The 25596-nt window shown below is 42.3% G+C and carries 29 protein-coding genes and 1 pseudogene; 13 read left to right on the top strand and 17 right to left on the bottom strand.

Annotated features, from left to right (window positions below; translation table 11 throughout):
* Positions 1–138: 138 nt before the first annotated feature.
* A complete protein-coding gene (locus ACUUHJ_RS10820) occupies positions 139–1206 on the top strand; it encodes a CapA family protein (RefSeq protein ID WP_472298879.1) in 1068 nt (355 codons plus the stop codon).
* Between the two features lie 150 nt (positions 1207–1356).
* Positions 1357–2325 (top strand): GNAT family N-acetyltransferase, encoded by a 969-nt coding sequence (locus ACUUHJ_RS10815; RefSeq protein WP_472298878.1) that lies wholly within the window; start codon positions 1357–1359, stop codon positions 2323–2325.
* Positions 2326–2393: 68 nt separating this feature from the next.
* Here ACUUHJ_RS10815 and ACUUHJ_RS10810 read toward each other — a convergent pair whose 3' ends face one another.
* The 5 genes from ACUUHJ_RS10810 to ACUUHJ_RS10790 form a co-directional block, all read right to left on the bottom strand.
* Complete coding sequence (locus tag ACUUHJ_RS10810) at positions 2394–2897, bottom strand: CarD family transcriptional regulator (RefSeq protein ID WP_289677255.1); 504 nt, start codon at positions 2895–2897, stop codon at positions 2394–2396.
* A gap of 102 nt (positions 2898–2999) precedes the next feature.
* Entirely contained in the window at positions 3000–3467 is a 468-nt protein-coding gene (locus ACUUHJ_RS10805; protein ID WP_472298877.1) for a DMT family transporter, read from the bottom strand.
* 21 nt (positions 3468–3488) lie between these two features.
* Positions 3489–4187 (bottom strand): Crp/Fnr family transcriptional regulator, encoded by a 699-nt coding sequence (locus ACUUHJ_RS10800; protein WP_289677253.1) that lies wholly within the window; start codon positions 4185–4187, stop codon positions 3489–3491.
* Positions 4188–4210: 23 nt separating this feature from the next.
* Positions 4211–4636, bottom strand: a complete 426-nt coding sequence (locus ACUUHJ_RS10795) for a DMT family transporter (RefSeq protein WP_289677252.1) — start codon at positions 4634–4636, stop codon at positions 4211–4213.
* A 139-nt stretch (positions 4637–4775) separates the two neighbouring features.
* Positions 4776–5270, bottom strand: a complete 495-nt coding sequence (locus ACUUHJ_RS10790) for a DUF1648 domain-containing protein (RefSeq protein ID WP_289677251.1) — start codon at positions 5268–5270, stop codon at positions 4776–4778.
* A 130-nt stretch (positions 5271–5400) separates the two neighbouring features.
* Here ACUUHJ_RS10790 and ACUUHJ_RS10785 point away from each other — a divergent pair, with 130 nt between their 5' ends.
* Positions 5401–6207: a DUF2935 domain-containing protein gene (locus tag ACUUHJ_RS10785; protein ID WP_289677250.1), complete on the top strand. Its 807-nt coding sequence runs from the start codon at positions 5401–5403 to the stop codon at positions 6205–6207.
* Positions 6208–6420: 213 nt separating this feature from the next.
* On the opposite strand, the gene ACUUHJ_RS10780 is transcribed toward ACUUHJ_RS10785, so the two are convergent.
* Positions 6421–6543 (bottom strand): hypothetical protein, encoded by a 123-nt coding sequence (locus tag ACUUHJ_RS10780; RefSeq protein WP_256435350.1) that lies wholly within the window; start codon positions 6541–6543, stop codon positions 6421–6423.
* Positions 6544–6708: 165 nt separating this feature from the next.
* Here ACUUHJ_RS10780 and ACUUHJ_RS10775 point away from each other — a divergent pair, with 165 nt between their 5' ends.
* From ACUUHJ_RS10775 to ACUUHJ_RS10755, 5 genes are all read left to right on the top strand, one after another.
* On the top strand, positions 6709–7500 hold the full coding sequence (locus ACUUHJ_RS10775) for a DUF2935 domain-containing protein (RefSeq protein WP_289677249.1): 792 nt from the start codon (positions 6709–6711) through the stop codon (positions 7498–7500).
* Between the two features lie 964 nt (positions 7501–8464).
* Complete coding sequence (locus tag ACUUHJ_RS10770; RefSeq protein ID WP_472298876.1) at positions 8465–8617, top strand: hypothetical protein; 153 nt, start codon at positions 8465–8467, stop codon at positions 8615–8617.
* Positions 8618–8783: 166 nt separating this feature from the next.
* Positions 8784–9029 carry a hypothetical protein gene (locus tag ACUUHJ_RS10765; protein ID WP_472298875.1) on the top strand — a complete coding sequence of 82 codons (246 nt, stop codon included), beginning with the start codon at positions 8784–8786 and terminating at the stop codon, positions 9027–9029.
* Positions 9030–9599: 570 nt separating this feature from the next.
* Positions 9600–10763, top strand: a complete 1164-nt coding sequence (locus ACUUHJ_RS10760; RefSeq protein ID WP_472298874.1) for a serine hydrolase domain-containing protein — start codon at positions 9600–9602, stop codon at positions 10761–10763.
* A 216-nt stretch (positions 10764–10979) separates the two neighbouring features.
* A complete protein-coding gene (locus ACUUHJ_RS10755; RefSeq protein ID WP_472298873.1) occupies positions 10980–11408 on the top strand; it encodes a NucA/NucB deoxyribonuclease domain-containing protein in 429 nt (142 codons plus the stop codon).
* A 147-nt stretch (positions 11409–11555) separates the two neighbouring features.
* Here the strand turns inward: ACUUHJ_RS10755 and ACUUHJ_RS10750 are convergent, their stop codons facing one another.
* Positions 11556–12152, bottom strand: coding sequence for a hypothetical protein (locus tag ACUUHJ_RS10750; protein ID WP_289677244.1), 597 nt, complete (start codon positions 12150–12152; stop codon positions 11556–11558).
* A gap of 276 nt (positions 12153–12428) precedes the next feature.
* On the opposite strand from ACUUHJ_RS10750, the gene ACUUHJ_RS10745 reads away from it, so the two are divergent.
* Entirely contained in the window at positions 12429–12722 is a 294-nt protein-coding gene (locus ACUUHJ_RS10745) for a hypothetical protein (RefSeq protein WP_289677242.1), read from the top strand.
* Positions 12723–13107: 385 nt separating this feature from the next.
* Here ACUUHJ_RS10745 and ACUUHJ_RS10740 read toward each other — a convergent pair.
* The 3 genes and pseudogenes from ACUUHJ_RS10740 to ACUUHJ_RS10730 form a co-directional block, all read right to left on the bottom strand.
* Positions 13108–13482, bottom strand: a pseudogene (locus tag ACUUHJ_RS10740) (sigma-70 family RNA polymerase sigma factor); the annotation flags it as partial.
* A gap of 33 nt (positions 13483–13515) precedes the next feature.
* Positions 13516–15015, bottom strand: coding sequence for a recombinase family protein (locus ACUUHJ_RS10735; RefSeq protein WP_472298872.1), 1500 nt, complete (start codon positions 15013–15015; stop codon positions 13516–13518).
* Between the two features lie 213 nt (positions 15016–15228).
* Positions 15229–16419 carry a hypothetical protein gene (locus ACUUHJ_RS10730; protein WP_472298871.1) on the bottom strand — a complete coding sequence of 397 codons (1191 nt, stop codon included), beginning with the start codon at positions 16417–16419 and terminating at the stop codon, positions 15229–15231.
* A gap of 624 nt (positions 16420–17043) precedes the next feature.
* Here ACUUHJ_RS10730 and ACUUHJ_RS10725 point away from each other — a divergent pair.
* Positions 17044–17424 (top strand): DUF1259 domain-containing protein, encoded by a 381-nt coding sequence (locus tag ACUUHJ_RS10725; protein WP_012685641.1) that lies wholly within the window; start codon positions 17044–17046, stop codon positions 17422–17424.
* 525 nt (positions 17425–17949) lie between these two features.
* On the top strand, positions 17950–18297 hold the full coding sequence (locus ACUUHJ_RS10720; protein WP_289677237.1) for a hypothetical protein: 348 nt from the start codon (positions 17950–17952) through the stop codon (positions 18295–18297).
* A 118-nt stretch (positions 18298–18415) separates the two neighbouring features.
* Here the strand turns inward: ACUUHJ_RS10720 and istB are convergent, their stop codons facing one another.
* Positions 18416–19135: an IS21-like element helper ATPase IstB gene (gene istB, locus ACUUHJ_RS10715; RefSeq protein WP_092272886.1), complete on the bottom strand. Its 720-nt coding sequence runs from the start codon at positions 19133–19135 to the stop codon at positions 18416–18418.
* Positions 19132–20634: an IS21 family transposase gene (gene istA / locus ACUUHJ_RS10710; protein WP_472298126.1), complete on the bottom strand. Its 1503-nt coding sequence runs from the start codon at positions 20632–20634 to the stop codon at positions 19132–19134. Before istA ends, istB begins: the two co-directional genes overlap by 4 nt.
* Positions 20635–21311: 677 nt before the next feature.
* On the opposite strand from istA, the gene ACUUHJ_RS10705 reads away from it, so the two are divergent.
* The gene (locus tag ACUUHJ_RS10705; RefSeq protein WP_289677236.1) at positions 21312–21662 is read left to right on the top strand and encodes a DUF2834 domain-containing protein; all 351 of its coding nucleotides are present in this window, start codon (positions 21312–21314) and stop codon (positions 21660–21662) included.
* A gap of 457 nt (positions 21663–22119) precedes the next feature.
* On the opposite strand, the gene ACUUHJ_RS10700 is transcribed toward ACUUHJ_RS10705, so the two are convergent.
* The 3 genes from ACUUHJ_RS10700 to ACUUHJ_RS10690 all read right to left on the bottom strand — a co-directional run bounded on the left by ACUUHJ_RS10700 (position 22120) and on the right by ACUUHJ_RS10690 (position 24280).
* The gene (locus ACUUHJ_RS10700; protein ID WP_289677235.1) at positions 22120–22581 is read right to left on the bottom strand and encodes a hypothetical protein; all 462 of its coding nucleotides are present in this window, start codon (positions 22579–22581) and stop codon (positions 22120–22122) included.
* Positions 22582–22636: 55 nt separating this feature from the next.
* Positions 22637–23092 carry a hypothetical protein gene (locus ACUUHJ_RS10695; RefSeq protein ID WP_472298870.1) on the bottom strand — a complete coding sequence of 152 codons (456 nt, stop codon included), beginning with the start codon at positions 23090–23092 and terminating at the stop codon, positions 22637–22639.
* Positions 23093–23920: 828 nt separating this feature from the next.
* Positions 23921–24280, bottom strand: a complete 360-nt coding sequence (locus tag ACUUHJ_RS10690) for a sigma-70 family RNA polymerase sigma factor (RefSeq protein ID WP_012685634.1) — start codon at positions 24278–24280, stop codon at positions 23921–23923.
* A gap of 153 nt (positions 24281–24433) precedes the next feature.
* On the opposite strand from ACUUHJ_RS10690, the gene ACUUHJ_RS10685 reads away from it, so the two are divergent.
* Positions 24434–24631 (top strand): hypothetical protein, encoded by a 198-nt coding sequence (locus tag ACUUHJ_RS10685; RefSeq protein ID WP_472298869.1) that lies wholly within the window; start codon positions 24434–24436, stop codon positions 24629–24631.
* Between the two features lie 20 nt (positions 24632–24651).
* Here ACUUHJ_RS10685 and ACUUHJ_RS10680 read toward each other — a convergent pair whose 3' ends face one another.
* Positions 24652–25122, bottom strand: a complete 471-nt coding sequence (locus tag ACUUHJ_RS10680; protein WP_173604906.1) for an ankyrin repeat domain-containing protein — start codon at positions 25120–25122, stop codon at positions 24652–24654.
* Positions 25123–25159: 37 nt separating this feature from the next.
* Positions 25160–25588: an immunity 22 family protein gene (locus ACUUHJ_RS10675; RefSeq protein WP_472298868.1), complete on the bottom strand. Its 429-nt coding sequence runs from the start codon at positions 25586–25588 to the stop codon at positions 25160–25162.
* Between the last annotated feature and the right edge of the window lie 8 nt (positions 25589–25596).

The raw sequence follows: 25596 nt of genomic DNA, 5'->3' as shown, positions 1-25596 counted from the left end.
TCTTCTTCTCTCGATCAGCTTTCCTATTGTATGAACGGCATAGACAGCCTGTATAGACCATTATCTATGAAAACGTTCCGCTACTATCCAAATCAGAAGGACGACTTCTGGAATAGAGTAGGAGGGGAGGTGAAGTGCATGAAAAAGAAGGCTACGATCGCCGCTGTAGGCGACATCCTGATGTGGAAAGAGCAGGTGGCAACTGCCAGATTGCCTGGTACAGATCAATTCTCTTTTACCGATATGTTTCATCCCGTGGCACCGATTCTCTCAGCGGCGGATCTCACGATTGGCAATTTAGAAACCACTTTTTCCGGGAAAACACAGCCCTATCAAATCGGCTCGGCACGAACCGGTTACCCTCGCTTCAACTGTCCAGATGAATTGGCTCGGGACTTGAAAACATCTGGATTTGACGTATTGACTACAGTGAATAACCACTGTCTGGATGGCGGAGTAACCGGACTATGCCGAACCCTTGATGTTTTGGATCGATACAAGCTTGCTCATACCGGAACCTATCGAAGCCCCGACGAGGCAAATACCTACCTGATCAAGGAGGTAAACGGCATTCGCATCGCCATGCTTGCTTATACCTACGGGACAAACAAGCAGGTGATCCCCGCTCATACACCATGGATCGTCCGACTTCTTCATCTTGACACGATATTATCCGACTTGAGAAAAGTTCGTCCTCTCGTCGATGTCGTGATCATCTCCCTTCACTTTGGGATTGAATTCCGCTATACACCGACAACGCGCCAGCGGCAGCTCGTACAAAGCCTGCTCGACAATGGTGCTGATGTCATCCTCGGGGCTCACCCACATGTTCTGCAGCCTGTTGTCACTCCGAGTATCATGACTCCTCACGGGACAAAGAGACAAACATTAGTCGCGTATTCTTTGGGCAATTTTACATCAGAGAAAATGCTTTCGTTTGATCAATCCCAGTGCGGGGCAATCCTGCGATTTACTGTCGAAAAAAATGAGAGGAATCAGATTTCACTCGAGCAAATCTCAGTCATCCCGACCTTTTCGCAACGATATGTAAGTCAAGGACGTATATGTTTTCGTGTCATCCCCATGCGTTCCTATTTGAAAAGCCCTGATCTGTATGTGCGACCCCTGCTGAGAAAAAAGCTCCAGCTGCTGTGGAATCGGGCCATCCGCATCATAGGCAGGTCGCGGGGCGTGTTGATTGAATAACACAGGAGCAAACGAGGGAGCGGGCAGTTTGCTCCTCCCCTTCCTCTTTTCCTACATAGACCAAGATTGACGATTTACAGAACATTTTGGTAAAATCCATTTGTAACTAACAAAATAACTATGGGTAGTTACAAAGGAGAGATGCCTTGCATGATCACTGTTCGCCGTATCGACTCGGAGGATTTACCTGCATTTCTGGCCTTCCCGGATCACCCTGCTTCCGTTCGGGATGATATCGCTGCTTATCTCGATAAAATGTTTACACAAGGAGCCATGCGTCAAGACTGGTGCTTCGTTCTGGAGGTACAGGGTGAGATCGCTGGTCGTCTTGCCTTCTGGACATTGCCTGGCAGTAAGCAAGCGACTGATTTGGTTTTGTGGGAGCTTCCATGGAAAGAAACAGAATGTCCTTCGCTCGGAGCTCATTTTTTACGCGAAGTCTTTACACTCATGGCAGGGGATCTATCGGAGAAAATCGGCTATGTTCTGGATTCCCCTTCCTCCTCTCCCCAATGGCAAACGGATCACCAAGAGCAGAGAAATGTTCTGGAAGCGCTCGGCTTTCAGATTAGCCGGGAAACAAACCGATTCGAATGGCATGCTTCGAACGAGACAACTGCTATACCGTCAAAAGGAACGCATGATCTGATCGTGTACCGCAGTCTTCCTGAGGTTGGCGAGGCTGCATTTGTGGATGCCATCCTGCGTGTCTCGCAGTTCACCCATGATCAACAAATAACAGAGCAGCGCTTGGAAAAAGGCCCTCAAGTCCAAGCGCAGGAAATGTTCCAAGATTTGCAACAAATGAAATACGAACCGGAATGGTGGCAGCTTGCCTATACTGCCAAAAATGAGCTCATTGGATTTTTGATGCCTACAGTCAGCCCTACCTTTGCTACGATTGGATACATCGGTGTTCTCCCCGAGCAAAGAGGACACGGCTATGTTGATCAATTGCTGAAGCAAGCCACAGACGTTCTTGTACTAGCTGGCGAAACATACATCCGCGCAGATACCGATGTAAAAAACACACCAATGGCCAAAGCCTTTTTACGTGCTGGTTATCACCAGTTTGCCAGTCGCCAAGAATTTTCCCTCGATCGCAGCTTGTTGCTCTAACAGACAAACAAAAAAGGGGGCGATTGCATTAACAATCACTCCCCTTGCTTCCCTTGTATAGACAATATTTATGGGACAATTTCAGACATTTCTTCTGGGCATACAGCCTGCTTTAGCATTTCTGTTGCCTGTTGCGTATCTACATCTTTTACCAATTCAATCTCACTAATGAGGAGCTGCTGCGCATTATCCAGCATCACTTTGTCACTCGTTCCCAACACTTTTTCTTTACTCATGCCAACCAAATCGCGAATGACCTCAGATTGCTCGTAAATATCGCCACTCTTCATTTTTTCTGTATGAAGCTTGTAGCGCTGTGCTGCATTCAACGCGGTGTCGCGTTGCCCCTCTAGCATGGCGGCCAAAACATTCTCTAGAATGTCGGCTTCGACCACCTTTCTGATACCAAGAGCGGACATCTTTTCAACCGGGACCATGATGTTTAACTCTTTCAGCGACATGTTGAGCACATAATAGAGGTGCTTTTCACCCAGAAATTCCTTCTCCTCCATCGCCTCGATTACGCCTGCTCCGTGCATCGGATAAAAAACCTTGTCTCCAACTTGAAACATACGTCCACCTCCTTCAAAGCAATCTATAGCCATTATAACACAAATATTGAATTTAAAATTTTTTATTTTATCATGACGTTTAAAATTAAGTCAACAAAAAAATTACATCTTACTCACGGAGCGTTTCTGTTGCCATTCGCCACCTAGTTTAAAAACGACCACACCCCCGACAATGACCAGAACCCCAAGCAATTGCGTAAACGTAATCGGCACTTGAATCAGCCCTAACCAGCCGATTGAATCCGACCATAAAGCAAAGCCGAGCTGGGCAGTGAGAACGATGGAGATGGCATACGTTGGGCCAAGCAGTCTCATCCCTTGAACCAAACAAAAGACCACCCCAACGCCGATCATGCCGCTGAACCAGTACCACGGCTGCATAGTTTGTGGCGAAAACAACTGATTTCCTTCAAAAATGAGACCCATCGTCAAAGACGACAGAAATCCCATCCCAAGCACAAGAGTCGTCGTAGACCATGTTCCTGCCTGTTCACTTACTTTCCTGTTAAAAATATTTTGCAGGCTGACCAACAAGCCAGCCAGTAACGCAAAAAATAGCCCGACTACCATGATTTTGACACTCCTGTCTCCTTATTCGTTGGGAGTCTCGCTCGCCATTTTAGCTAAACCTTCCCTATCCTTGATTAGAAGGTATCCATTGGCACGCTCAATCAGTCCCTCCTTGCAGAACTGTTGAATGACCCGATTCAAATGTCTGTAGCTCGTTCCAATCATATTCGCTGCATCCAAGAAATAGCTCGTACTGATCTGTTCTCTGTTAGCAGAATTCCACTCCTCTATCGAAACGGACAACAAATAACGTGCGAAACGTACTTCTACTGGGTACAAAAGGTTGATACTTAATGTGTTGGACTTCACACAAAATTTATTCGTAATGATTTGCAGTAAAAATTGCAGGAGTGGAGCGTAGTCTGTCCCGTATTTTTTCAACCAGCGATAATGAATCCCGATCATCTGAACAGACGAGGCCGCTTCTACCGAATTTAGATAAGAAATTCCTCTTACATACTCAATATCTCCGATCACTTCAAGGGGCTTTTTAAAGGATAGGATCAGCGTTTTTCCTTCGGGGGACGTCGTAAAAACCTTTACTTTTCCCTTCACCAAAACATACAGGTGACAGGCCGCTTCACCCTGGGCACAAATGAGCTCCCCTTGATCAAATTGGTACAAGGACAAATACGGCAGAAGAGGCTCATAAAAAACAGACGCTAACTGATGCTCATGGAGATATTGTTGCAAAAGCTCACGATTTTCGATTTCCTTCATCCCTCTGTTTCACCCTCTCGCTATCAGGATCTCAGTATCAGCACACCCAGAATCATCATCCCGATCCCAATAAAATGCGGCAGCCTCATCTTTTGTTTATCGACACCAAACCACCCATTGCTATCAATGAGAAAAGTCAGGCTAAGCTGGGCAATCAAGACAGCTGAAATCGTCATGGTTACCCCGATCTGCTGGATAGCCGTAACATTGCTAAAAATGATAAACGCTGCGAGTGCCCCACCTGTCAAATATAACGGTTTCACTCGCCTATATGCCTGCCATTTTCCATCTCGAAAAAACAACAGGAGTAAAAAAGCCGTGAGAAAGCCCGTTAACTGCGTAAGTGTCGCGGTTTGCCAGGTACCTATATCTTGACTGATTCTTGCATTCGCAACACCTTGCAAGGTAATGAAAACACCGCCCAAAATCGCAAAAATAATTCCTTTCATCCCTCTCACCTCACACTGATCTGTTCCTAATTAAAAAGGATGGCAAGGTGGATAGGGAAGGACATATGTCCTCATGATTTTCGTTGCCAAAAACAAAGAAAAGGCCCTTTCCGTTAGAAGGCCCCCTCGCTTACTCTTCTCATTGAATCTTTTTTTGTTTCACGATTCCTATCACAAGCAAAACGATCATCCCAATGATCGTGATCGGCAGAAACCACTTCCCAAAGCCGCCTCCCCAGCCTAGAGCAATAGAAACCGACTCCAATAAGATTACGGAAAAAATAATTAAGCAACTATTTTTTATTTGGTTCACGATTTTTCGGCTGTGCAAATAAAACTGCTCGGCATTCGATTCAGAGAAGCGTGCTGGGTAGTTATGTAGCTCCGGATGTTTTTCGAGTACCTGCATGAGGAAAATGATAAAGACGCCAATCCCAGGCAAAAGAAGCAACTCCCATTTTGAACCCCAGCGATCTACTTCCCCCAAGGAATCGTAATGGGCAGGCACCTCGTCAGGAAGCTTATTCCATACAAAGACTAAAAAGAGTAGTGATCCCACAAAAAATACACAACCTACTACATCCCATAACCATTCGCTGCCTGTCTTTGGTATATTTGTGATTGGTCTCTTCATATTCTCCCCCCTACTGCTGCTCCTCCTACAAGCATTTTACCATTAATGTCCATTTGTGAGTCAAGGTCAATCCGTCACACACTTCTGGGCGTTTTTACATATCTTGATGTGGAGTAAGGAGGGAACATCAGTGAATGCTCCTATAAAGGAAAGTATGTTGTTTGAGCACCGTTTCTGGCTTCAGATTCTGGGCGATCATGCCCGCTTTATTTTTCAATCACTCGCTCCGAATGAAGAGGAGGAGATTGAAAAAGCTGTATACTTTATTGTGTCATTTGATAACTTACTGGATATCGCCAGGCAGAATCTATCTTCCGATGAACTAGACGCACTCAACCAGCAAGCAAGTGAACTCACGCAACAGCTGCGTGAATTTAAACTCCACATTCTGGAGAGGCACCTCATCAGTAAAATATCGATTAGTCTTCCTCCAACGTTTATAAACCACATGGTCAATGAACTAGAAGAGTATGAACGTATCTTGCATGCCTTCCTCTCCGGAAGCTTGCCACCTGCCAATCACCCGGTAGAGCTCCACCTTCTGTGGCTATCCGATGCGGTCGGGCATGCAGCCACCATCACTTCCCTTTTGGACATGGTGGAAAAAGACTATCAGCGTAAAAGTGAACAATTTACCAAACAGTTCGAGCATTTTTACCTAAAAGCGGTAGAATTAGCCGGGTATCTCCGAACAAACCTGGATAACTTCCCGGCACTACGCCGTTTTAACCATCAAGCAGAAATGGAAATGAAGCTTTTTCAGGTATTCTTGCATGAATTGGAAGAGATGCGGATGCGCGATGAATTGCTTGGAGTTTTCTCCCCGCTCATGGCCGACCATATGTCCCGAGAAGAATGCTACTATTTGATGAAGCTATCTGAGGTTTCCGACGTGCCATCACCAGACTGTTTCCCGACAAGACCGCGAACCGAGTAAAAGATTAACCTTATTCAGAACTGGGCGAAAGCTAAAGGCTTTACGCCTCTTTTTCATTCTTTTTTCGCGATATCCACTCATGCATAAGCAAGCAGAAAGCTGTCCTCATATCCTATAAGTACCAACGGTTAAGGGGGTAGTGTTATGGATCCAATTGATCATCATAGACAGCGTATGCATCACCATATGAGGCAGGCAGAACGTTTTCGCTCTTTAGCTTTTGAACATCGTCATGACCGACTGCGTCATCATACCTTTAGAGAAAGAGAACACTTCCATCGCATGAGAGCCCATCACCACAGAATGCAAATGCATTCGATGCGTCGTTTTTGACATGGAAAACTCCCTTTACCGGGAGTTTTTTTGTGGGACAAGCCAGAATTTTATAATTCTGTGCTCATGCCCATTCACGAAACTGGGTAAACGCATAGTCATACATTATATATGATCAAAAGTGGAAATGGGATTTGACCCGCCCAAATCCTTATGCGGAGGTACAACATGGCAGATGTTTTTGTTGATCGATCATTAGAGGAAATACGTTTTTGGTCTCGCATCATGAAAGAACACTCCCTGTTTCTCAAATTGGGCTTTAACTGCGAAGACACAAAATTAATTGAAGAAGCGAATCGCTTTTACAGCATTTTTGAAGAAATAGAAAGCCAAGCACTTGCCTTTTCTTCTGACGTAGACCCTCAGCGAATCTATGACTTTAATCAACTCGTCCACAATGCTGTTTCCTATATTTGGGCTTTTAAACGCAAAGTACTCGGACTCATTATTCATTGCAAAATCGGTGGTAACAACTTTCCGCTGTTGGTCGACCATGTGAGCAGGGAGGCTGCCTATTTTCGGAATCGATTAGAACAATTGAATACAGGAAACCTTGATCCCTTACCTGATGCGGTGATTAATGAAAATGTCTTTTTCCTGCGAATCATGGCTGACCATGCGAAATTTATTAACCATTTGCTCGATCCTTCCGAAAGAAAGCTAGTGGATCAAGCTAGAGAATTCAGCCATGATTTTGATCAATTATTGTTCCAAGCTCAGGATCTTGATTCCATGCGTCCCCAGTCTCAAACGAAACCACTACTGAATCAGTTTGTGGATCAAAATCGCGTATCCGTTCGTCAATTGCGCGACTTCAAAAAAACAGCTCGTGATTTGATTGAGGAATGCAAAATTAAGAGCATAATCCCTCCATTGCTCGCTGACCATGTATTTAGAGAAGCTTCGCATTTTCTTGAAATTTTAGATGCCTTTGAAGTATCCCTCACACACGCAAAGTAGCGAAACAGGGTGAACATCTATCGGATACTTTTAAACCCGTCTCAATAATGCGAAGAGGCACCTCCTATCAGACAGGATGGTGCCTCTTCGTATTGATAACCATGAAGCAAATGATTAACTCAGAGAGTCTCTTTAGAATAGGGACAAGTTAAACAGCAATCCAAGCAAAAACATCAGAATTACATACCCTGGTATTACTGCAAGTTGTATATTCGTCTTTCTAACGGTAATAAAATGCGCCCAGTAAAAAGATGTTGACCCCAACACTGACAAAACTAAATAAAATCCAAAAGATTTTCCCTGCAATAAAAACCTATGTACCAAATATGAATACATGATGCCCGTTAATACAAAGATCAACGTTACAAGAAAACGGTTTACTATCTTGGATGTAAAAGAATATACCACTTCTCCTAACAAGCATCCAACATAGCAAAACGGTAGTAAATAAAAACTCAACATAAATGTCAAGGAAGTGAAAACATTAACCACTCCTTCACCTTGATAGGATAGGAAGGAGAGCATACAAATAATATACAACATGGCACTGACAAGAAACGCTACACTTGCTGCACTAAAAAAACGTAAAATCTGCATAGACACCTCATTAAATTGAAACTTGGCATCACGACCACCTCGATAAAAAAGCACACAGTCTATCAATTCCGATAGCCATTATTTTAACATATGTTATATCCAATACATTAGGGGCAGAGACTTTTGATTTTCCTCTTCAGAAAATTCCCGAAATTACAATCGAGGTTTCCCAAAACGCCAAACTGTGGGACGTTGGAACCTTATTGGGGTGCCTTTTCATTCAATCCTCAATAAGGCGAGCACACGTCCGTGACCATCCTAACACTATTTTATCGTCCATTTTCGTCACTTGAGAACACTCGTACAATCAAAAAGAAAATTCTGTTAATACCTTATTTTAGATCCATCCTAAAGGAGAAGAGATCCCATGAAGAAGAAGAAAACTCATTCTAAGAAATTCAAGAAAGTAAATGGTCAATTGGTTCAATATTCATCTTATTATCCAGCACAATCTGGAGGCTGTATCTGGCTTTGCCTTCGTCATGGATGCGGTTGGTGGTGTCCAGAACGCGAGATGTAATGTGACCTTGCTTCAAGAAACATCGCGCTAACCAAATTAGTTGTCTCTTTACCACTCCCTGTTTATTAGGGAGTTTTTCTTGTTACAATTCCCGGAGCCATTTTAATGTTTCTAGATCGCCAATCTGTTAAAATCATTACAAAAAGGAAATCGTTGGTGATTGTTTATGAAAAATAGAACTCTTTGGTTCAATATCTTTTCAGTAGTTGCTCTTGCTATTGCAGTAGTGAATATTTTTACACATGTGGCTTTCTTAAGAATCGTAACGATGATATGCCTTGCCGTTGTCATGGCTTCTTTAGGAATATTTGAACGGAAGAAAAACCGTAAGATGGCATTTATTTTGTTTGGTGTGGCTGCTTTTCAAGTTTTCGTGTTGGCAGAGATGTTATATGTCACCGTTACAAAATAATTAAGAAGCTTGTACCTCAAAGCTAACCGATCAACTTGGCTTCCTTGTGCACTACCTTCTTCGCCTCTACTTCTGCTCGTTTGGGACGTTTCCATTCATATTGCACAGGAACAAGATAGCGGCAGACATTTTTTCATACCTAATGTTGCTGTCTCACGTAATCCCCACGGTGATCGGACTTCCTTAAAAAACTCCACGTTGACAATGAAGTTCTGTGCACTAATCATCCCCTCGTTAAAACCAGGTTGTCTACGAAGTCGCCAATCTTCATGAACTTATTGTCGTTACTAGGCATGTTATCTTCATTTTGAGGAGAATTTTGAATTAATTGTGTAATTAGCTTTTCCATCATGTGGCTTCCTCCTATTTACTAAATCTAACGATTAAAAACGTTTATGTGTAATCTTTTGTAATGAAATATAATTCGGTATGTATGTAGTGTTTTTGTTCAATCTTACTAGAAAAGTTCATCTGATTGAGATAATATGAACTTTGGCAGTATGGCACTAATAAAATGCATAGGCTCCTTTCTTTTTGCTTCATAAAGTTAGCTTACTGGAGATTCAATAGATGATTACTGAGAGAATTAAAATTTTTGTTAATTACTGTATTTCCAACTTTATTTATTTAACGTACCAAATTTTTAATCGCCCAATTCTGTCATCCGAAACTTTTCAAGAAAGTACCAATGAAACGGATAGTTTTATTAAATCAACATTAAAAAAAGATGTTACGAATGAGATTGTTGACGCTGTAAATCAGCTAAGAGCAGAATTTGACGTTCCGAGTATCCAAGTATCGCTAGTCTTGAAAGAAAATGCTGAATTTCATTTTATTTCGGGGTATGCAAATCTAGAATCAAAAAAAAGAGCTACATTAAATACGGTTTACTATTTAGGAAGTATCACAAAAATTTACGTGCAAGCAATCATATTAAAACTAGTTCAAGATAAATTAATCTCGCTGAATGATTCAGCTTCAAAAGATATAAATATCTCTTCAGATAATAAAGGTGTCACAATTAAACACTTACTAAATCATACTAGTGGTTTATATGACCCTTTGCTTAACAAATTTCATTTATTTAAACTATATTTTTTAGGTAAAAAGTCTACACCTGATGAGCTTGTAAATAAAGTTAGAAAAAACAAGCCCTATTTTGCTCCTGGTGAGAATCGGAAGTATTCTAATACAGGTTATGTTCTTCTCGGTTTACTAGCTGAAAAGGTAACAAATAAATCATTTTCGAACATACTGAAAGAGTTTTTTTTAGACAACTATAATTTAACGAATACTTTTTATTCTGCTCAGGATAAGCTCCCACATGGCCTTGCCACCGGATACGATTTAGATAAATATCACTTAGGTAAAAAAGCGAATATCGATCAATTTCCACTCTTCCTTCCGACTTTAAGCTTTACATCAGGTGGAATTGTTTCAAATGCATCAGATGTTAGTCGGTTTTTATATAATATTTTTAATACCGATGTTCTTGATGATCAAAGTAAACGGAAATTACGATTGTTTTTTAGTGTAAAAAACGAAAGTGGTGTCGTTCTAAGAACCAATATCGGCCACATGTGCGGATACAATCATTTTTCAGGCTACTCGCACAGCAAAAAACTGAGTATTGTTGTCTTAACTAACCTAACTTATACTTCCAGTGGGATTTGCATTCCTGAAAAAATAGCTGAAAAAATAATAGATATCATGCTAAAAAAAGGTATAATTTAATTTTTTTATAATAGCGAACAGGAAGTTTTGACGTACATCGATTTTAACCAGTAGATATAAGCGATCCTTTTGGCTTTCGCACAGTAATCACCCGTAAGACGGCTAGTTTAAAGAATTGCCTCTCTTACGGGTGATCGTTTTCGTCCGATAAAACTCATTAAACAACTTCATCAAGCAGTTATTATTGATCAAGAACTTATATTGGAGGACAAAAGCATGACCCAGAAAAAAATGCTGATGTTGATTGTGGTGCTGCTGATCGGCGCCGCCTATTTCTTTGGGCTTGTGCCAATAGAGAACAAAACAGTCAACAACGGGAATGTAGACCATACGATCGTTTTTCCGTCTGATCGATATCCTCAGACTGCAAAGCATATCAAAGAAGCGATTGCCTCTGGGAAGTCAGCTGTATGTACAATTGACCGCAGTGGGGCAGATGGAAATCGCGAAAAATCACTCAAAGGTATTCCTACAAAAAAAGGATATGATCGAGATGAATGGCCAATGGCTATGTGTGCTGAGGGAGGCACAGGGGCACATATTGAATACATATCACCTTCAGATAATCGTGGGGCTGGATCCTGGATTTCCAATCGACTTGAGGATTATCCCGATGGAACCAAGGTTGAAATCTTGGTCAAATAAAGTTGCCCGCACATTCTGGATACGAATAAACATTTCTCAGTAAAGAACCCGTCTCTTTTATACAGGGACGGGTTAGCTGTGGAATTTGCAAGATGAAAACACTTTTCCTCACGTATTTGCGGGGCCAAGTGGCTTGTGTCAATCATTTTAATCAAGTCCTAATTGACTTTCCTTATCTATCTGCAATCCTTTGGCCACTCCATTAGGAGACTGCAACTTACCTTCTTCTTTGAGGAATTTCCCTTGATAAACCCCTTTAATTACGTACGCGTCTTCGGTAACGGGACCATCATATTTTTCTAAGTATACATACGCTTTTTCACCTGTTTCGAATACCTCATTACCTTCAAAAGTATACTCTGTTCCATTTTTATATCCGCCGGTCTCTAGTATATTGATCACATTTTCTGGCAGTACCTCACCTTTATACACTTGTTTGACTTTTGCATCACTAAGGGTAAATACGACGTTTTCATACTGGAAGCTCTCCGATTCATTGATTTCAACCTCGGCAATCACTTCAGCGCTTTCATGAAGCTCTTTGGTACTGTCGAAGCCCTCTACTACCTCTCCCGATACATCTACTTTTTTTAAAGTCTGCTTATCACTTTTTGCTGGTTTATGAGAGGTTTGGTCGTAAGCACGACTCGTTTCGATCTTATGAGAATCTAAAAACAAATAGCCTCCGCCAACGAGAAAACCTAATGCAAGTGTTGATAATATAATTTGTCTTTTGTTCTTCATTACATTTTTCATCCTTCCCATACCGCAATATCATCGTCAGGTTCTTTTTTTATTTTCACTCCTCTCTGTTTCTATTTTTTCAAAAGGTAGAATGCTATAATGCTTTTTAACTGTAAATATATGGAACCCCCTTTATTTTGACGAACGATTCTCGCTTTTGTTTCACACGTGCAAATAAAAACCGCCACATGATTCAAGACGGTTATTGGCTACGTAAGTAATAGGTCCATGACCATAGTCCGGAATGATCCGAATCTAATTTGGAGAGTGAACATATTGACCCTGCTTAAAAAGTTTAGTTTTTGGCTAACTTTGGTCAGTATTTTGATTTGCCTTTTCGATATTTTAGGGAATGATAAAAAGCACATCTTATTTGCAGTGACAAACCCCATCCTCAATGAAATTGTTTATATTGAACCGTTCAGACATTGGATAATCGAAGTGTATCAGGATGCTAACAGTACCATTCTTTCTGTTGGGTATTTACTGCATGTCATTACTTACTTCTTGTTTGGACTAGTGATTGACTTAGCACTTGCATTTAGAAAAAATTATTCAAAAAATTCCTAGTGTGTTAGATAACACCATAGATGGAGAGGATAACTATCGTTACTCTTGAAAAACTCTTCAAGGAGGGAACGAATTGGAGAAATATCGCTGTTATTATTGTGAATGTGAAACAGACAGCGTTCGCCAAATCACGTTTTTCCAAGGTAAGCAGGACCGCAATGAACTTTTGTGCGGTACCTGTCATGCTGATTGGATTGAATCCCTAAAGAGTGAGCCATAGGCAGGGTAACGTTTCCCACTCCACCCTTAGTGAATTTGGCTATAGGGTGGGGTTATTTTTGCCGATGCTATTCGCACAGCAATCACCCGTAAGACGGCTGGCTTAAAGAATGCCTCGCTTACGGGTGATCTTTTCTCAAATGATTTTCCTTTATCCCTTTACCTTTTATCTACCCTGCGGCTGTTTCGTCCGATAAAACTCATTAAACAACTTCATTAACGCTCGCTTTTCGATACGGGATACATACGAACGAGAAATGCCCAGCTCCCGCGCAATTTCACGCTGTGTCTTTTCTTTGTCCTGATCCAACCCAAACCTACCGATGATCACCTCTTTTTCACGCTCATCGAGGATGTGTATGTGCTGGTAAATTTTATTGGACTCCAGCTTGAGCTGCACAGCGTCGACCACTTCATCAGTTTCTGTACCAAGGACGTCGATTAAGGTGATTTCATTCCCCTCTTTATCCGTCCCGATTGGGTCGTGCAAGGAAACATCTTTTTTGGTTTTTTTCAGACTTCTCAGATGCATGAGGATTTCAATCTAAATGTCAAAAGAAGTGCATAAACGGATTTAGAACGTGTATATCTCCACGCTCTCCTCATAAACTCTAACTTCCCTTACTACATGACGGATCAGCTCTTTCTTATCCTCAAACGAAAGTTCATCCTGTGCTTTTGATAAATAATAGTCTGCAGCTTCCTGGATCAAGTTTCGGCTATATTCGTTATCGATCTGTAGTTTCGCTTGTTCATGTAGCTCGTTCAAGCGCTGATTCAGTTTATCTTCCTTTTCCTTCAGTTCTTTTAACCCTTGTCGTATATCTTCTTCGCTTATGTCTTCTTCAATGGATGCAAACAATTTGAGCAATCTTTTGCGCCCTGCTTTCGTTTTTTCGAGTTCCTTTTGCAAACGTTCCAGCTCTGCTTGCTCAAATGGAGCCTCCACCTTTTCTTCAACCGCTATCGCTATCTCATCTGGATTGTTCAACCATGAGCATACCGTTTCCCAAACCTGGTTGTCCAATTGCTCACATCTTACACGGTGACCGCATCCCTTATTTTTTGCACCTGCTGTATTCTTAACGTCAGTATACTCAAATACATGGCGGCTCCAGTTTTTCACTTTTCTTCCTGACATCGTATTACCACAGGACCCACAACGTACTAGGCCACTTAAGAGGTACTCGTTGAAGCTCCGCCCTGCCCATCTCCTTCTGGATTCCTTTAGCAGTCGCTGGGCATGTTCAAATCTTGCTTCGTCAATGATAGTTGGGCAGGGTAAGGATATCCACTCTTCCTTTGGGCGCATTTTCATACGGACTTTCTCATCTGCCTCGCGAAACTGATTACCCAGCATTCCTTCCGTATTCCACTTATTTTGATAAAATCTCCCCACGTACGCCTCGTTCATCAACATCTGCCGCACCACCTGACGATGCCATACACTAGCACCACGCTTGGTAGGAACCCCTTTTTTGGTTAAATAAACAGCTATCCCATTAATTCCCTGAACGAGCTCGTTGGGCTGAGTAAAAAGATCGAATACGAGTCGCACTACTGCTGCCTCTGCTTCATTTATTACGATCTGTTCCTTCCTAGAATCATAACTGTATCCATATATTTGAAAATCACGGAGAACGCGGCCCTGTCTTGCCTTTTCTCTTCTTCCACGACTCATTCGTTCATTGATTTTCGCTTTTTCGAATTCTGCTATAGCTCCACGCATGCTATAAAAGAGCTGTCCTTCTGGCGTCTTGGCGTATTCGCCATTCACGAATACGAGCTCTATCCCGCGTTTATCAAATTCATCTGTAATTAGCAGCTGGTTCATAAGCTTGCGTGATAACCGGTCGGGATCCAGACAAACGATCTTCGTAATGAGTCCTTCCTTCGCATCTCGTCTAAGCCTTGAGAGAGCCGGTCGATCTAAGAACTCGCCTGATACATCGTCAACATATTCAGCAGCTTCACTCGTCGCTGCTTTCTTCCTGCATTCCCTTAACTGATCGTCGAGGCTGAATCCGCTCTTGGCTTGTTCCTCTGTACTCACCCTGGCATATATTCCGATCATACGGCTTCTCCCTCCTGTATTTTCCTAATAAATACTGATAACAGGCGGAACGAATACTGTCAGTAGCAATACCCGGTATAATCTTTACATGCACCGTTCATCCCCTCCTGTCGAGAAGATATGCGCGAACGGCTTGTCAAAAGTAGTGAAGAAACATGAAAAAAGCACCACACGGGTGCTTTTGTTTGATGATGGTGTAGTGTTGTCGAAAACTCACCGAATATGATCCAGGACGCTTTTTATGACCTGCAGTGAGTCCTGCCGATCGAATAAATTATAGCGTGCCTTGACTGTTTGATAGACCTGATTCAGCGCTTTTTGGTTCTTCGTTTTTCGGTACTCGCTCACAAGTTTGGTAAAGGAAGGATGCCTGACTACGTCTGTTCGCCAGTCCCACACACGCGGTTTTTGGACTTCTCGCCGAACTTGCTCCACCATCTCCAATACTTTAGGTGCAAGAGAGGCGCTAAGCTGCGTTTCGGCCTTCTTCGTCTCTGGAAGATTAGACAGAATCACATAGTTGGGATGGGAGGACAACGGCTTGTTGTTTACATACAATAATTGGCCCGAATAGTTGCGCACGGCCTCTAGCAGCATGTCTTGATTGACTTCGTATTGAAAATACTCCCATCCAGCCCCCGTTTTTTTACTCGGCAAAAACAGCTGGATGAAGTCGAGCGAATTTGTGTAGTACGGCTGCGATTGCGGATACACAAACCCTTTTGCATCGACCTGGAATTGAGGCACTCCCACCTCTACTGCCCAACGGACTGCTTCACTTTGGCTGTCCTTGGGAGCTACACTCCCTTTAAAAGGCTTAACTTTTTTGTACATGCGGTACAACGTCTCCGCAACAAATTGCTTCGTAAGCTGTTGGTCTTTCAGTTCCTCAGGCTGTACGTACCCCGCTTGGATAAGTGCGTCTATCCGTGCTTTTAGTTCCATCTCTCCCCGTTTTCGCCGAAGATCGCCTCCCCATTGACCAGATGCTTCCTGCTCCAATATTTGCTTGCTGATGGCGGCCGGATCGTAGCCTTGGGGATAGACGGGATCCAATACCCCGATCTCATTGTACAGGGCAAACAAATACCCGTTTTTTGAAACGACGAATTCATCGATCATGAACCCGCGCGGCGTGTCTGTACCGTTAAGATCGCCGACGATTTCCGTAAGGCTTTTTCTGTTTTTGTCCAGGGTGCTGGCCGGATGCGGATTTTTGATCTTAAGCGCATCTTTTAGGAGAGAATGAAAAACTTCTTTTTCTTCCAGCGTATTGACCGTGGGCATTTTGTAGGAAATGCGATAAGAGGCCGCCGTTGCCGCTCCTACCTCTTGAATGGGATAGGCGATCTGCCCGACAGACAGAACAGCTATCATTGCAGCGATAAACACAACCTTTTTCATGGATTTGTTACCTCCTCAGTGGGGCAAACGTTTATTGGGTGTTTGAAAATACATTTGTTTGACGAATCGTTTTTGAATAAGGTTACACCCCACCCAAAATTACCCAAATACACCCAACCTTTGGGCAGAGTTCTCTCCCGCAAGCCAATCCTTATACCAATTGCGGTCACAGGTTATAAGAGGTGGTGCAGAAAGTAAATCTGCACACTTGTGACAGGATCGGTGTATTCTCATAATCGTTAGGTTGGTATAAAAAGGAGGTTATGGAAAATGTCTTGGCGTAGATTACATTCAGGTCTTTGCTCATCATCATACAACCTGCACTGAATTCAACATCGCTATATTCCACCCATATTGCCTTTTGGTGCTTGGATATGAAAGAGCAAGCACTAATGACATTGGCAGTTCAAAACATAAAAAAGATAGCCTTACACCTCTCACAAGTTAGTTAGGTGGTGGCTATCTTATTTTTTCAGTGTTCATAAGCCACTTTTCGAATACGACGAGCAATTTGCTTGTCGTGTAAATCCTTTCACTTGTACATGCACCCTTTTTTCCCCCTGTCCAGAACCTCTTATTCTGTTCTACATAGAATGTATGAAAACAAGAAAAGGAGGATCACACTTGAAGATACCGAAAAGTTTATGCGATCGGATAGCCAAAATTCTGGGTGGGACAGGCATGTCAAATGATACTTGTTCTATCACGATTCAGCGTAACCTCAATGCAACAATCTTGGGCAAGCCATATGATACTGAGCATGAAATTACCATTGAATCCCTCGACAAAGAAGGCAACACCTTGAATACAGGTGAATTTACACTCCTGCAAACCGAAGTCCAAAAGTTTATTGACGCTGTTCGTAAAGAAGGGTTTATCGTTTCTGCCCTGCACAATCACTGGCTCTTTGATAAGCCACGTCTCATGTATTTGCATATTGAATCTGTTGAACCACCCATAGAGTTTGCAAAGAAACTACGTCGTGCTTTGAATGTACTGAAATAACCAATCCCCGTGGCGCTAAGCGTATAAATGCCTTAGCGCCTCTTTCATTTTCTACCACTATCGTTTCGCATATCGATTGTTGTCTTGCCTAGTCGTCTCCTTGCTACATATTTGCATCGTCTCTCCTCCCCATTTAACAAATCGTGTGGCTTGTAAACTTTTCCTGCCAATTGGGCAACCTATACCATCATGAATGCGGAGGTATTCACATGAGTTGGACTCTGATATGGCAAACTGTAGGTGTAATTGTACTCGGTACCCTTCTACTGCGAATTGCGGGTAGAAAATCAATTTCTCAAATGACTATGGCCCAAGTAATTGTGATGATCGGGCTTGGTACTTTGATCATCCAACCTATTACTGGCCTACTTTTCTATTAGCAGCAGTCTTGGTCGTGGTCATGATATTGATGGAATTCCTAGAGATTAAATCTAATGGATTCGAAACTTTTATTACGGGCCCTTTTATTAAAGGGCTTTTTCAATAACTATTCTATTGTGGTAAATTACCAAAGGTCGTGATTTTTTGAACAGTGGATTCTTAAAACAATGGTGCCTCACACATGAGGTCGAAACTAGGTCGATTCATTCGTTCTGGAAAAGTTTTTGGATCTACCAAAGTGAAGACACTGAGGAATTCCATTCTGTATTTGGTGTTGATTTTAAGACCGAAGATTTAACCATATCGCTAAAAGAAGTAGCCATGTTCATCGATAGATGGGATGAAAACATGACATATGAGGGTATCTCATACGGATTTGATTACGTTGCCTCATACATTCCAATCGTTTTTAAAAACAAGAAACTTGGCTGGTATAAACTACTATTCAATCTTGACGGAGAGATTTTTGACGATTTCTTCGTCATTGACTAAGTATGCATTGTGATTATATGAACAAAAATCTTACTAACTTCAGGTGTATTTGGCAAGTAAAAAGTGCAGAGTTCGGCAGCCATTTTGTGCATAGCCTTGCCAGGCTAAATTTTTATTATTAACGGTGGGAAAGAGCATGCCGAAGGCGATAACTCTCTCCTGTGAAAGCTACGATGTGAGCATGATGCACAAGACGGTCAATCAAGGCAGCGGTTAAACGGTTATCTCCGAAAACCGTATTCCATTGGCTGAATTCCAAATTCGAGGTAACAATGACACTGATTCGCTCATAACATTCTGAGATTAGATGGAAAAGTAGGTCAGCACCATCCTTGTGAAACGGAACAAATCCTAACTCATCTAAGATTAGTAAATCAGCATCCATTAATTCCTTCTGAAATCTCGGTAGATTGCCAGCATGAAACTTGGTTTGCAAAATGGAAACCAACTCTGCAACCCGATAAAACCTCACATTTTTCCCCTGTTTACACGCCTCTACACCAATTGCCGTGGCCAGATGCGTCTTTCCTGTGCCTACGGCACCCAGCAAAATAACATTTTCCTTTCGTTCTACAAACGAGCCTCTCTTCAATTCCTCAATCGTTACACTCTCAGGTAGCGAAACCGACTCGAAAGAGTACCCTTCAAAAGTCTTTATTTGCGTAAATCTTGCTTTCTGTAACAATCGTCGGATTTTTCCCTGCTCACGGGAACTTCGTTCCGCTGATAGAACCGCATGAAGAAACTGAGTTGGGTGTTCAAACGGTACTTGATCATAGATATTCATGACATGTGCTAATCTCATCTGCTTGCATAGTTGACGTAATTCTTCTCTCATTTTCGTACCTCCGTCCGTTGAAGTTGATCATATCTCGAAAGATCTGGCTGATACCCAACGAAAACAGACGGTGTTCGATTGTCTTTCATAGGTGTTGGGATTATCTCTGGATGACGTAAACGGTACAGAACATGCTCCAATCGACTCACATCATCCTGCTTTTCTTGCGTAAGGCATCTTTCGATCTCCTCAATTTGGTATGTTCTTAGCATTCGAATGATCCAGCCGATTCTTGCTTTGCGACTTTTTCCTTCCACAGATTGAAGAAAAGCTTTTGTTTGGCTGGGAAGCAAAGCAAGGACAGAACTGTAATCGAGAGCCTTCGGCCTATTATAAAGTGGCTCCAACAGCGTTTGCAGATCAATTGGGATCGGCTCGTCTATATATCCCCTTGGTAGTGAAATGAGGACTTCATAGCTGTCATTTAGTACGTCTACTTTGTTCCACCAATACTTCAGCCATACTCGTTCGTGAGAACGGATAGATGGAACCTTTAACGTTTTTTGATCAACGAGAACTTCACCGTATCCATTGGCTTTTACGGATTCTAAACGGAAAGCCTCGTAAGGTACGAGAGGAAGTTCCAAAAGCTTGATTTTCTCTCGCTCCCAAAGCTCTTGCTGTAAGACTCCCTTCGCATAATGGAGTCTTTTCAAATCCTCAAAGGCTTGCTGATTGATAACATACTGTAGTTGTTCCAAATCATTGGCTACAGGTAATGGAACACACCAATTTCTTCGTGCATAACCAACTTTATTCTCAACATGTCCTTTTTCGTTTCCCTGAGCTGGATTACAAAATACAGGCTGGAAGCGATAGTGAAGAGCAAATCGTTGAAATTCGTCTGTAAGCTTTCTCTTTCCATCGGTTCCTACAGATACAACTGCCGCTGAAAGATTGTCAAACCAGATTCGATTAGGCACTCCGCCGCTCATCTCAAATAACCGCCGTAACCCTTCCAAGAAACACTCGGTGTTCTCCTTCGGAGTAACAAAAACAAATGCCGCGTTGCTGTAAGGGTAGGAGAGGATCAACATTTTCCGCTCTACCAGTTCACCGCCAATAATTGCTTGAAATGTTCCAAAGTCCGCCTGAGCTTCTCCACCTGGATGTTTTAAACGAATATAAGGTTCCGATTTTTCGATTTGCAGTTCTAACTTCCGCTTGGCAACATAGTACCGTACGGTACGATCTGATCCTGCAAAGCCAAATTCGGAAACAAGGCGATCATAGATACGTTTTGCCGTGTGCCTCTGCTTTTTGGGGCGGGTTTGATCTTCCATAAGCCAAGTATCCACTTGCTCACGATAAGCTTCCATAATAGGGAATTTTCCTCGAAGAGGACACTCTTCTTTGTTCCAGTCCGAACAATCTGCATATTTCTTTGCTGTTCTCCAGTTAACACCAGTTTGTTCTGCTATCTGGGAGATCGATTGATCTTTTACGTCCCGCAAGTATTTGATATAGTATTGTTGAGCCATTGCCAGCATTCCTTTCATCCCTCTCCTATCTGTTCCGCAAATAGAAGAGTAGGGGGTTGTTTAGTTAGCTGGCAAGGCTTTTTTCATGTTCGGAAATGGTCTGCACTTTTCGGTTGCCAAAGTGTGTACTTTTATTTTGCCAAACACATTCAGGTGATAAAATAGGCCTTACACATGAGTTTTTCTTAGTACGAAGTGAACTCGAACATGAACCAGTTGAGACCGTAGTTTTAAGTGATAACCTTGTCCTCTACATATGGGACTCTCTTCGATGGATCCCTTCCTTTAATCCCTCAACCCAAGAAATCCACACCGGCTTAAATTACCATGGCATTACGATCATTCGTCACGAAGGTGCGAACCTTCTTAAAGACATTTGTTTAAATTGGTCACGGTTGTTTTCTCTGGCTCCTTCAACCATCCAGCTCACCGGAGACTTTGTTATGGATGAGAATGGGAATGGTGCCTACGAGAAGTGGAATTGCACCAGAGATGATCTGACTAAAACCCTATCTTCATTGGCAGCTATTGCTGAACAGGCCTTTCATGAAAACTACAGTATTGTTCACCATGGTATTTAGCATGTTGAGAAACACATAAATTCCCTAAACTGTAAAGAATTTACTCTAAAACGAATTGAAGTGGACTCTTTACCTACTGTATAATATCTCCAAAAATAAGGGGGAGAGTTGAGGATGAAAAACCTATATTTATTACTGGCAATTTTGGGGGCAGTCTTGCCTTACAGTTATTTCATTCCGTTCCTTCGTACAAATGGATTAGATATCAATCTTTTTACATCGGAACTTTTTGCAAACGACATTTCTTCGTTTTTTGCAACCGATTTTCTTATCTCATGCTTCATTTTCTGGGTATTTCTTTTTCAAGAAGTTAGAAAGCATCACATGAAGCATTGGTGGATTTACATCGCCGCAACTTTAACAGTTGGTCTATCATTTTCTTTTCCTCTGTTTCTTTACTTCAGACAGAAAACAATAGAAGGTCGTAAACATAGGCAGGGAAACGATTCCCAATCTTTGTTCTAACTTTAGACTACCTCACCACTTCATGGGGTTTTTTCAAAAAATGAGCGTCCGATTGGATGCTCTTTACTCTTCGATATTAATCATCATGCGAATTAATTTAAGCACTGCTACCGTCAGTCATATAAATGCCAACAAACTGCCCCCCATGCCTTTGAGTTGCTGCAATAGCAGCAATCAATGCTGCGTACCCCGCTGTCATTAAGGAGCGATCTTCAACGAAAAGCCAGCCTCAGCAAGTGACAGCTTTCTGAGCCGTCGCTTTGCCTTTTGGCTGGCTTTGATCTTCGCGAATTTTGAGCTGCGATCAACTGGACGAAAAACTTTTACAATCTCGTCCGACCGGCGCTTCCTCCGTGTAGTATATTTCTCCTGTCACCGAGTTGACCTATTGGCGCACTACATTTCACCAGCCTCTATGACGGCACTTATTCCTTCATTTATTTAAATCGTAAAAATACTAATTTTTATATAAATTTACATTCATAAAAATAGGACGACTTCCATAATTTACGCACTCTAAATAATAGGTCCCGGGCTCAAGTTCAAAAACTTCTTCTTTATATTGATTCCCAACAATTGACATAGATAAGGTCTTTCCATTTGGGTTAACGATATAGACCTTTGAATCCGGGAACACTGGATAACTTGGATTTACACTACCAGTAAAACCTACTACCTTAACTGACGTTTTTGATTCAATGGTGAATGTTCCTGATGAAGCTATTCTATCTAATCTAGAAAGATGGAACCAAAAGAAAGCGTCCTGACTTTGTTTTTCAACTTGAACCTGACTCTGCCCTTGCTTAAGTGAGGTTTGGTTTTGTTTGATATCACTTGCAAAAGCAGCTTGAGTGCCAATTGTTAAAGCAGAAACAGCTAGACCACATAATAGGAACTTTTTGAATGTGCTTTTCAACATCTGCTCCACCTCTTCGTTTCTATATTTATTGCTGAAATTGTTATACAGAGAAAAGTTAATTTTCAATTACGGATCCTCTCATATAAACCGGCATACTCATGTGGTTTAGAAACTCTAAGTAATACGTACCAGGCTCAAGAACAAAATCCTCTTCCTTATAATCCCTTGCATAAATCGACATGGTCACGCGTTTGCCGTCACCCTGTCTAACTATACTGACTTCTGAATATGGAGTTACTGGAGACCAAGTTATATTCGCCGTAAGGACTTTTAGCTTAACTGACTTGGTTGAGTTAAGAGTGAATGGGCCAGAGCTTTGCCAACGATCTACTCTAGAAATATCAAACGAGTGAAGAACCTGCCCTTGGGCATTGGCTTGGATTTTCTCTTGACTTTGTTTCTGGATAGGCTTCTGTGTGCTATCACTTGCAAATGCACCTTGAGTACCAATCGTTAGACCTGAAACAGCAACAGCACATAATAGAATATTTTTAAATTTTCCTCTCAACATCTTACCCTCTCCTATATTACATTTAATTACATTTTTAGTTTATTTATGTAGTACGACCTCTGCAATAGTTTTTTATACAAAATATCACAACGCACACTGAGCGCGAGTAACCATCATTAATTCGGTTCTACAAGACTCCCGAGAGGTTAACCAAGCCTCGTCAAGCCGAAATAAGGTTTTTAACAATGGCGGGAGACGATTTTTAGTCTTACTTACCCCGCCACAACCGACGAAGGACTAGCGCTAAGACTCAGAATGTTCCTCTCGGTAGGCTAACATTCCTCAACATCCATAGGTGGTTCGAGTACGCCATTGATAAGGGATTGACGGTATCTCTAAAGTCAAATTTCAACCTGCATTTTATCGCGATTTTGTTGGGCTTTTTCGCACAAAAAAGGCACTCAGATCATGCCGAGTGCCGTAGCAATTTGCCTTATTGCATCTTTCTTTTTTGTGTAGAATTGGACTTTTGTTAGCCCTCAATCAAGGTACACATTGATGTCTTTTACGCGTGACGTGCTGAGGGCTCAATGATAGCGTCAAGTTTCTTCTTCTCTTCGTCTGCAAATGTAAACGACTTGTCCAACAAACCCTTGATCAGTCTGGAGCCGTTCATTATATCCCACCATTTGTTTTAATTATTGCTGCTAATTCGTCACCAACAGTTCAAATGGAGAATAATGGTACTTAATTCGTCTACTTAATAAAGATCAACTGTTACTTGTCGAAAATCCGAATTTAACTGTTTCAAAAAAAGTAAAACTGATTTCTAAAAGTGAACTCAATCAATATGTAGGTCCCCCTCCTCATATGACTACATCCCATGAGCTACCCTTTTGACATTACTATCTCATTCTCAATACAACGCGCAGCATACGTAGCCAGCTTGGTGCCCTTATCCACCTGATAACTCTCGATTGCTTTGATCAGGCCGATGGTACCGATGGAGATCAGATCTTCACTGTCCTCACCCGTGTTCTCGAATTTCTTCACAATATGCGCCACCAAACGCAAATTGTGCTCAATCAGCTTGTTGCGGGCGTAAGGGTCGCCTTTGGCCATGAGTCGGAGGTACTTTTCTTCTTCGGTGTCCTGAAGCGGTTGCGGGAAGGCATTGTTCTTGACATAAGCCACAAAAACGAGTAGTTCTTTAAAAACAAGGGAAAGCGCCGCGATAATGCTGGACATGGCTGCCACCTCCACGTCTGGAATAGCTTACTTCTATCCTTATGTGGGCGGTCGCCTATGCGTGCCTGTACGCAGGGAGTTGTTGTCGATTAATTCACGGTTGCTTGTATGGTAAAGGATTCACATTTCCACCTATGATTGGAGTGATCACCCATGCTAGATTTTGGCGCTGTGTCGATCGAATGGGGTACTTTACTCTTCCAGCTCTTTGTCTTTCTAATGCCTTTCGCACTTGTCATTGCTTGCTGCTTGTTCATCGTAAAACGCACCGCAATCAAGCAAAAAGCCATCGACGAGCTGGAAAAACGCGTCGCAGCACTCGAGCAAGAAAGAAAGCGTCCGGAATCATAACGGACGCTTTCCTTTTTCCCCTATTCAAATAGAGCCATCATCTCTTCGTCTTCTCTCTCACGCGCTATATCGTATGGTGTTTGCCCATCCATGTCTTTTTTGTCAGGATTCGCACCTTTGGCCAGCAATAACTCTACCACATCCAAACGTTCCTCTCCATCCGCTACCTGTGTGTGCAACGGGGTACTTCCATCATGAGCACTGGCATGTATGTCTGCACCGTGCGCGATGAGCGCCTCTGCAACCTCTGGATAGAGCGTGATATGCAACGGGGTAATCCCCTCATCGTTTTTCGCATGAACGTCCGCACCTTGTGCGACCAAATACGCAATGAGGTCAACATCGTCCGTCATCACTGCGCCATGCAGTACGGAAAACTCATACTCATCCTTTTCATGCAGCAATTCCGGCTGTTTCGTAACAATCTTTTTTACAAGCTCGATGTCTCCCAGTTCAGCCGCATCATACAAATCTGCGAAATGATAAGCCATATCTTTCTCTCCTATCTTATGTATTTCTCTCTGCTCCTTATCGCTCTTCTGTTTCAAATACAAGTTTGGCGAGCAGGACTAACGGTGAATCTTTTTCTTGCCCGCCCTCAGTGAGATCGAACAATTTTTCGTTAATCGATCCGTACCGCGATTCATTGCCATACAGCAAAATGACATGTGGGTACTTGCCAATTTCCTCTGTTAGCTTTTCCGGCCATTCTTTTCGATCGAGGGTTGCATTCATTGCATATTCGTTTTCCAAATACATGAAAAAGTCTGCTCTCGCCTCTGCATCCTGTACCTCATGTACTTCAAAAAAGTCCTCGTCTATCCATTCAAGACCCGACGCTGTTAAAAAGCCAGACGGTATCACTTCAACATCCTCATCGTAAACCGGAGTCAGAAAATCCGCTAGTTCATCAGCCGATTGCAAGGTTGTTCCCCATACGGTTACTACATTTCTCATTATCTCTC

The organism is Brevibacillus schisleri, assembly GCF_055685845.1.
This window is presented reverse-complemented; position numbering and strand designations above follow the sequence as displayed.

Coding starts and splice junctions, on each gene's coding strand:
- ACUUHJ_RS10815 (WP_472298878.1), top strand. CDS start 1,357: ATGATCACTGTTCGCCGTATCGACTCGGAGGATTTACCTGCATTTCTG.
- ACUUHJ_RS10760 (WP_472298874.1), top strand. CDS start 9,600: ATGATTACTGAGAGAATTAAAATTTTTGTTAATTACTGTATTTCCAAC.
- istB (WP_092272886.1), bottom strand. CDS start 19,135: ATGAGAGAAGAATTACGTCAACTATGCAAGCAGATGAGATTAGCACAT.
- ACUUHJ_RS10705 (WP_289677236.1), top strand. CDS start 21,312: ATGAAAAACCTATATTTATTACTGGCAATTTTGGGGGCAGTCTTGCCT.
- ACUUHJ_RS10820 (WP_472298879.1), top strand. CDS start 139: ATGAAAAAGAAGGCTACGATCGCCGCTGTAGGCGACATCCTGATGTGG.
- ACUUHJ_RS10700 (WP_289677235.1), bottom strand. CDS start 22,581: ATGTTGAAAAGCACATTCAAAAAGTTCCTATTATGTGGTCTAGCTGTT.
- ACUUHJ_RS10690 (WP_012685634.1), bottom strand. CDS start 24,280: ATGTCCAGCATTATCGCGGCGCTTTCCCTTGTTTTTAAAGAACTACTC.
- ACUUHJ_RS10780 (WP_256435350.1), bottom strand. CDS start 6,543: ATGTCAAAAACGACGCATCGAATGCATTTGCATTCTGTGGTGATGGGC.
- ACUUHJ_RS10730 (WP_472298871.1), bottom strand. CDS start 16,419: ATGAAAAAGGTTGTGTTTATCGCTGCAATGATAGCTGTTCTGTCTGTC.
- ACUUHJ_RS10800 (WP_289677253.1), bottom strand. CDS start 4,187: ATGAAGGAAATCGAAAATCGTGAGCTTTTGCAACAATATCTCCATGAG.
- istA (WP_472298126.1), bottom strand. CDS start 20,634: ATGAAAGGAATGCTGGCAATGGCTCAACAATACTATATCAAATACTTG.
- ACUUHJ_RS10770 (WP_472298876.1), top strand. CDS start 8,465: ATGAAGAAGAAGAAAACTCATTCTAAGAAATTCAAGAAAGTAAATGGT.
- ACUUHJ_RS10675 (WP_472298868.1), bottom strand. CDS start 25,588: ATGAGAAATGTAGTAACCGTATGGGGAACAACCTTGCAATCGGCTGAT.
- ACUUHJ_RS10765 (WP_472298875.1), top strand. CDS start 8,784: ATGAAAAATAGAACTCTTTGGTTCAATATCTTTTCAGTAGTTGCTCTT.
- ACUUHJ_RS10795 (WP_289677252.1), bottom strand. CDS start 4,636: ATGAAAGGAATTATTTTTGCGATTTTGGGCGGTGTTTTCATTACCTTG.
- ACUUHJ_RS10685 (WP_472298869.1), top strand. CDS start 24,434: ATGCTAGATTTTGGCGCTGTGTCGATCGAATGGGGTACTTTACTCTTC.
- ACUUHJ_RS10735 (WP_472298872.1), bottom strand. CDS start 15,015: ATGATCGGAATATATGCCAGGGTGAGTACAGAGGAACAAGCCAAGAGC.
- ACUUHJ_RS10695 (WP_472298870.1), bottom strand. CDS start 23,092: ATGTTGAGAGGAAAATTTAAAAATATTCTATTATGTGCTGTTGCTGTT.
- ACUUHJ_RS10680 (WP_173604906.1), bottom strand. CDS start 25,122: ATGGCTTATCATTTCGCAGATTTGTATGATGCGGCTGAACTGGGAGAC.
- ACUUHJ_RS10810 (WP_289677255.1), bottom strand. CDS start 2,897: ATGTTTCAAGTTGGAGACAAGGTTTTTTATCCGATGCACGGAGCAGGC.
- ACUUHJ_RS10805 (WP_472298877.1), bottom strand. CDS start 3,467: ATGGTAGTCGGGCTATTTTTTGCGTTACTGGCTGGCTTGTTGGTCAGC.
- ACUUHJ_RS10755 (WP_472298873.1), top strand. CDS start 10,980: ATGACCCAGAAAAAAATGCTGATGTTGATTGTGGTGCTGCTGATCGGC.
- ACUUHJ_RS10775 (WP_289677249.1), top strand. CDS start 6,709: ATGGCAGATGTTTTTGTTGATCGATCATTAGAGGAAATACGTTTTTGG.
- ACUUHJ_RS10790 (WP_289677251.1), bottom strand. CDS start 5,270: ATGAAGAGACCAATCACAAATATACCAAAGACAGGCAGCGAATGGTTA.
- ACUUHJ_RS10750 (WP_289677244.1), bottom strand. CDS start 12,152: ATGAAGAACAAAAGACAAATTATATTATCAACACTTGCATTAGGTTTT.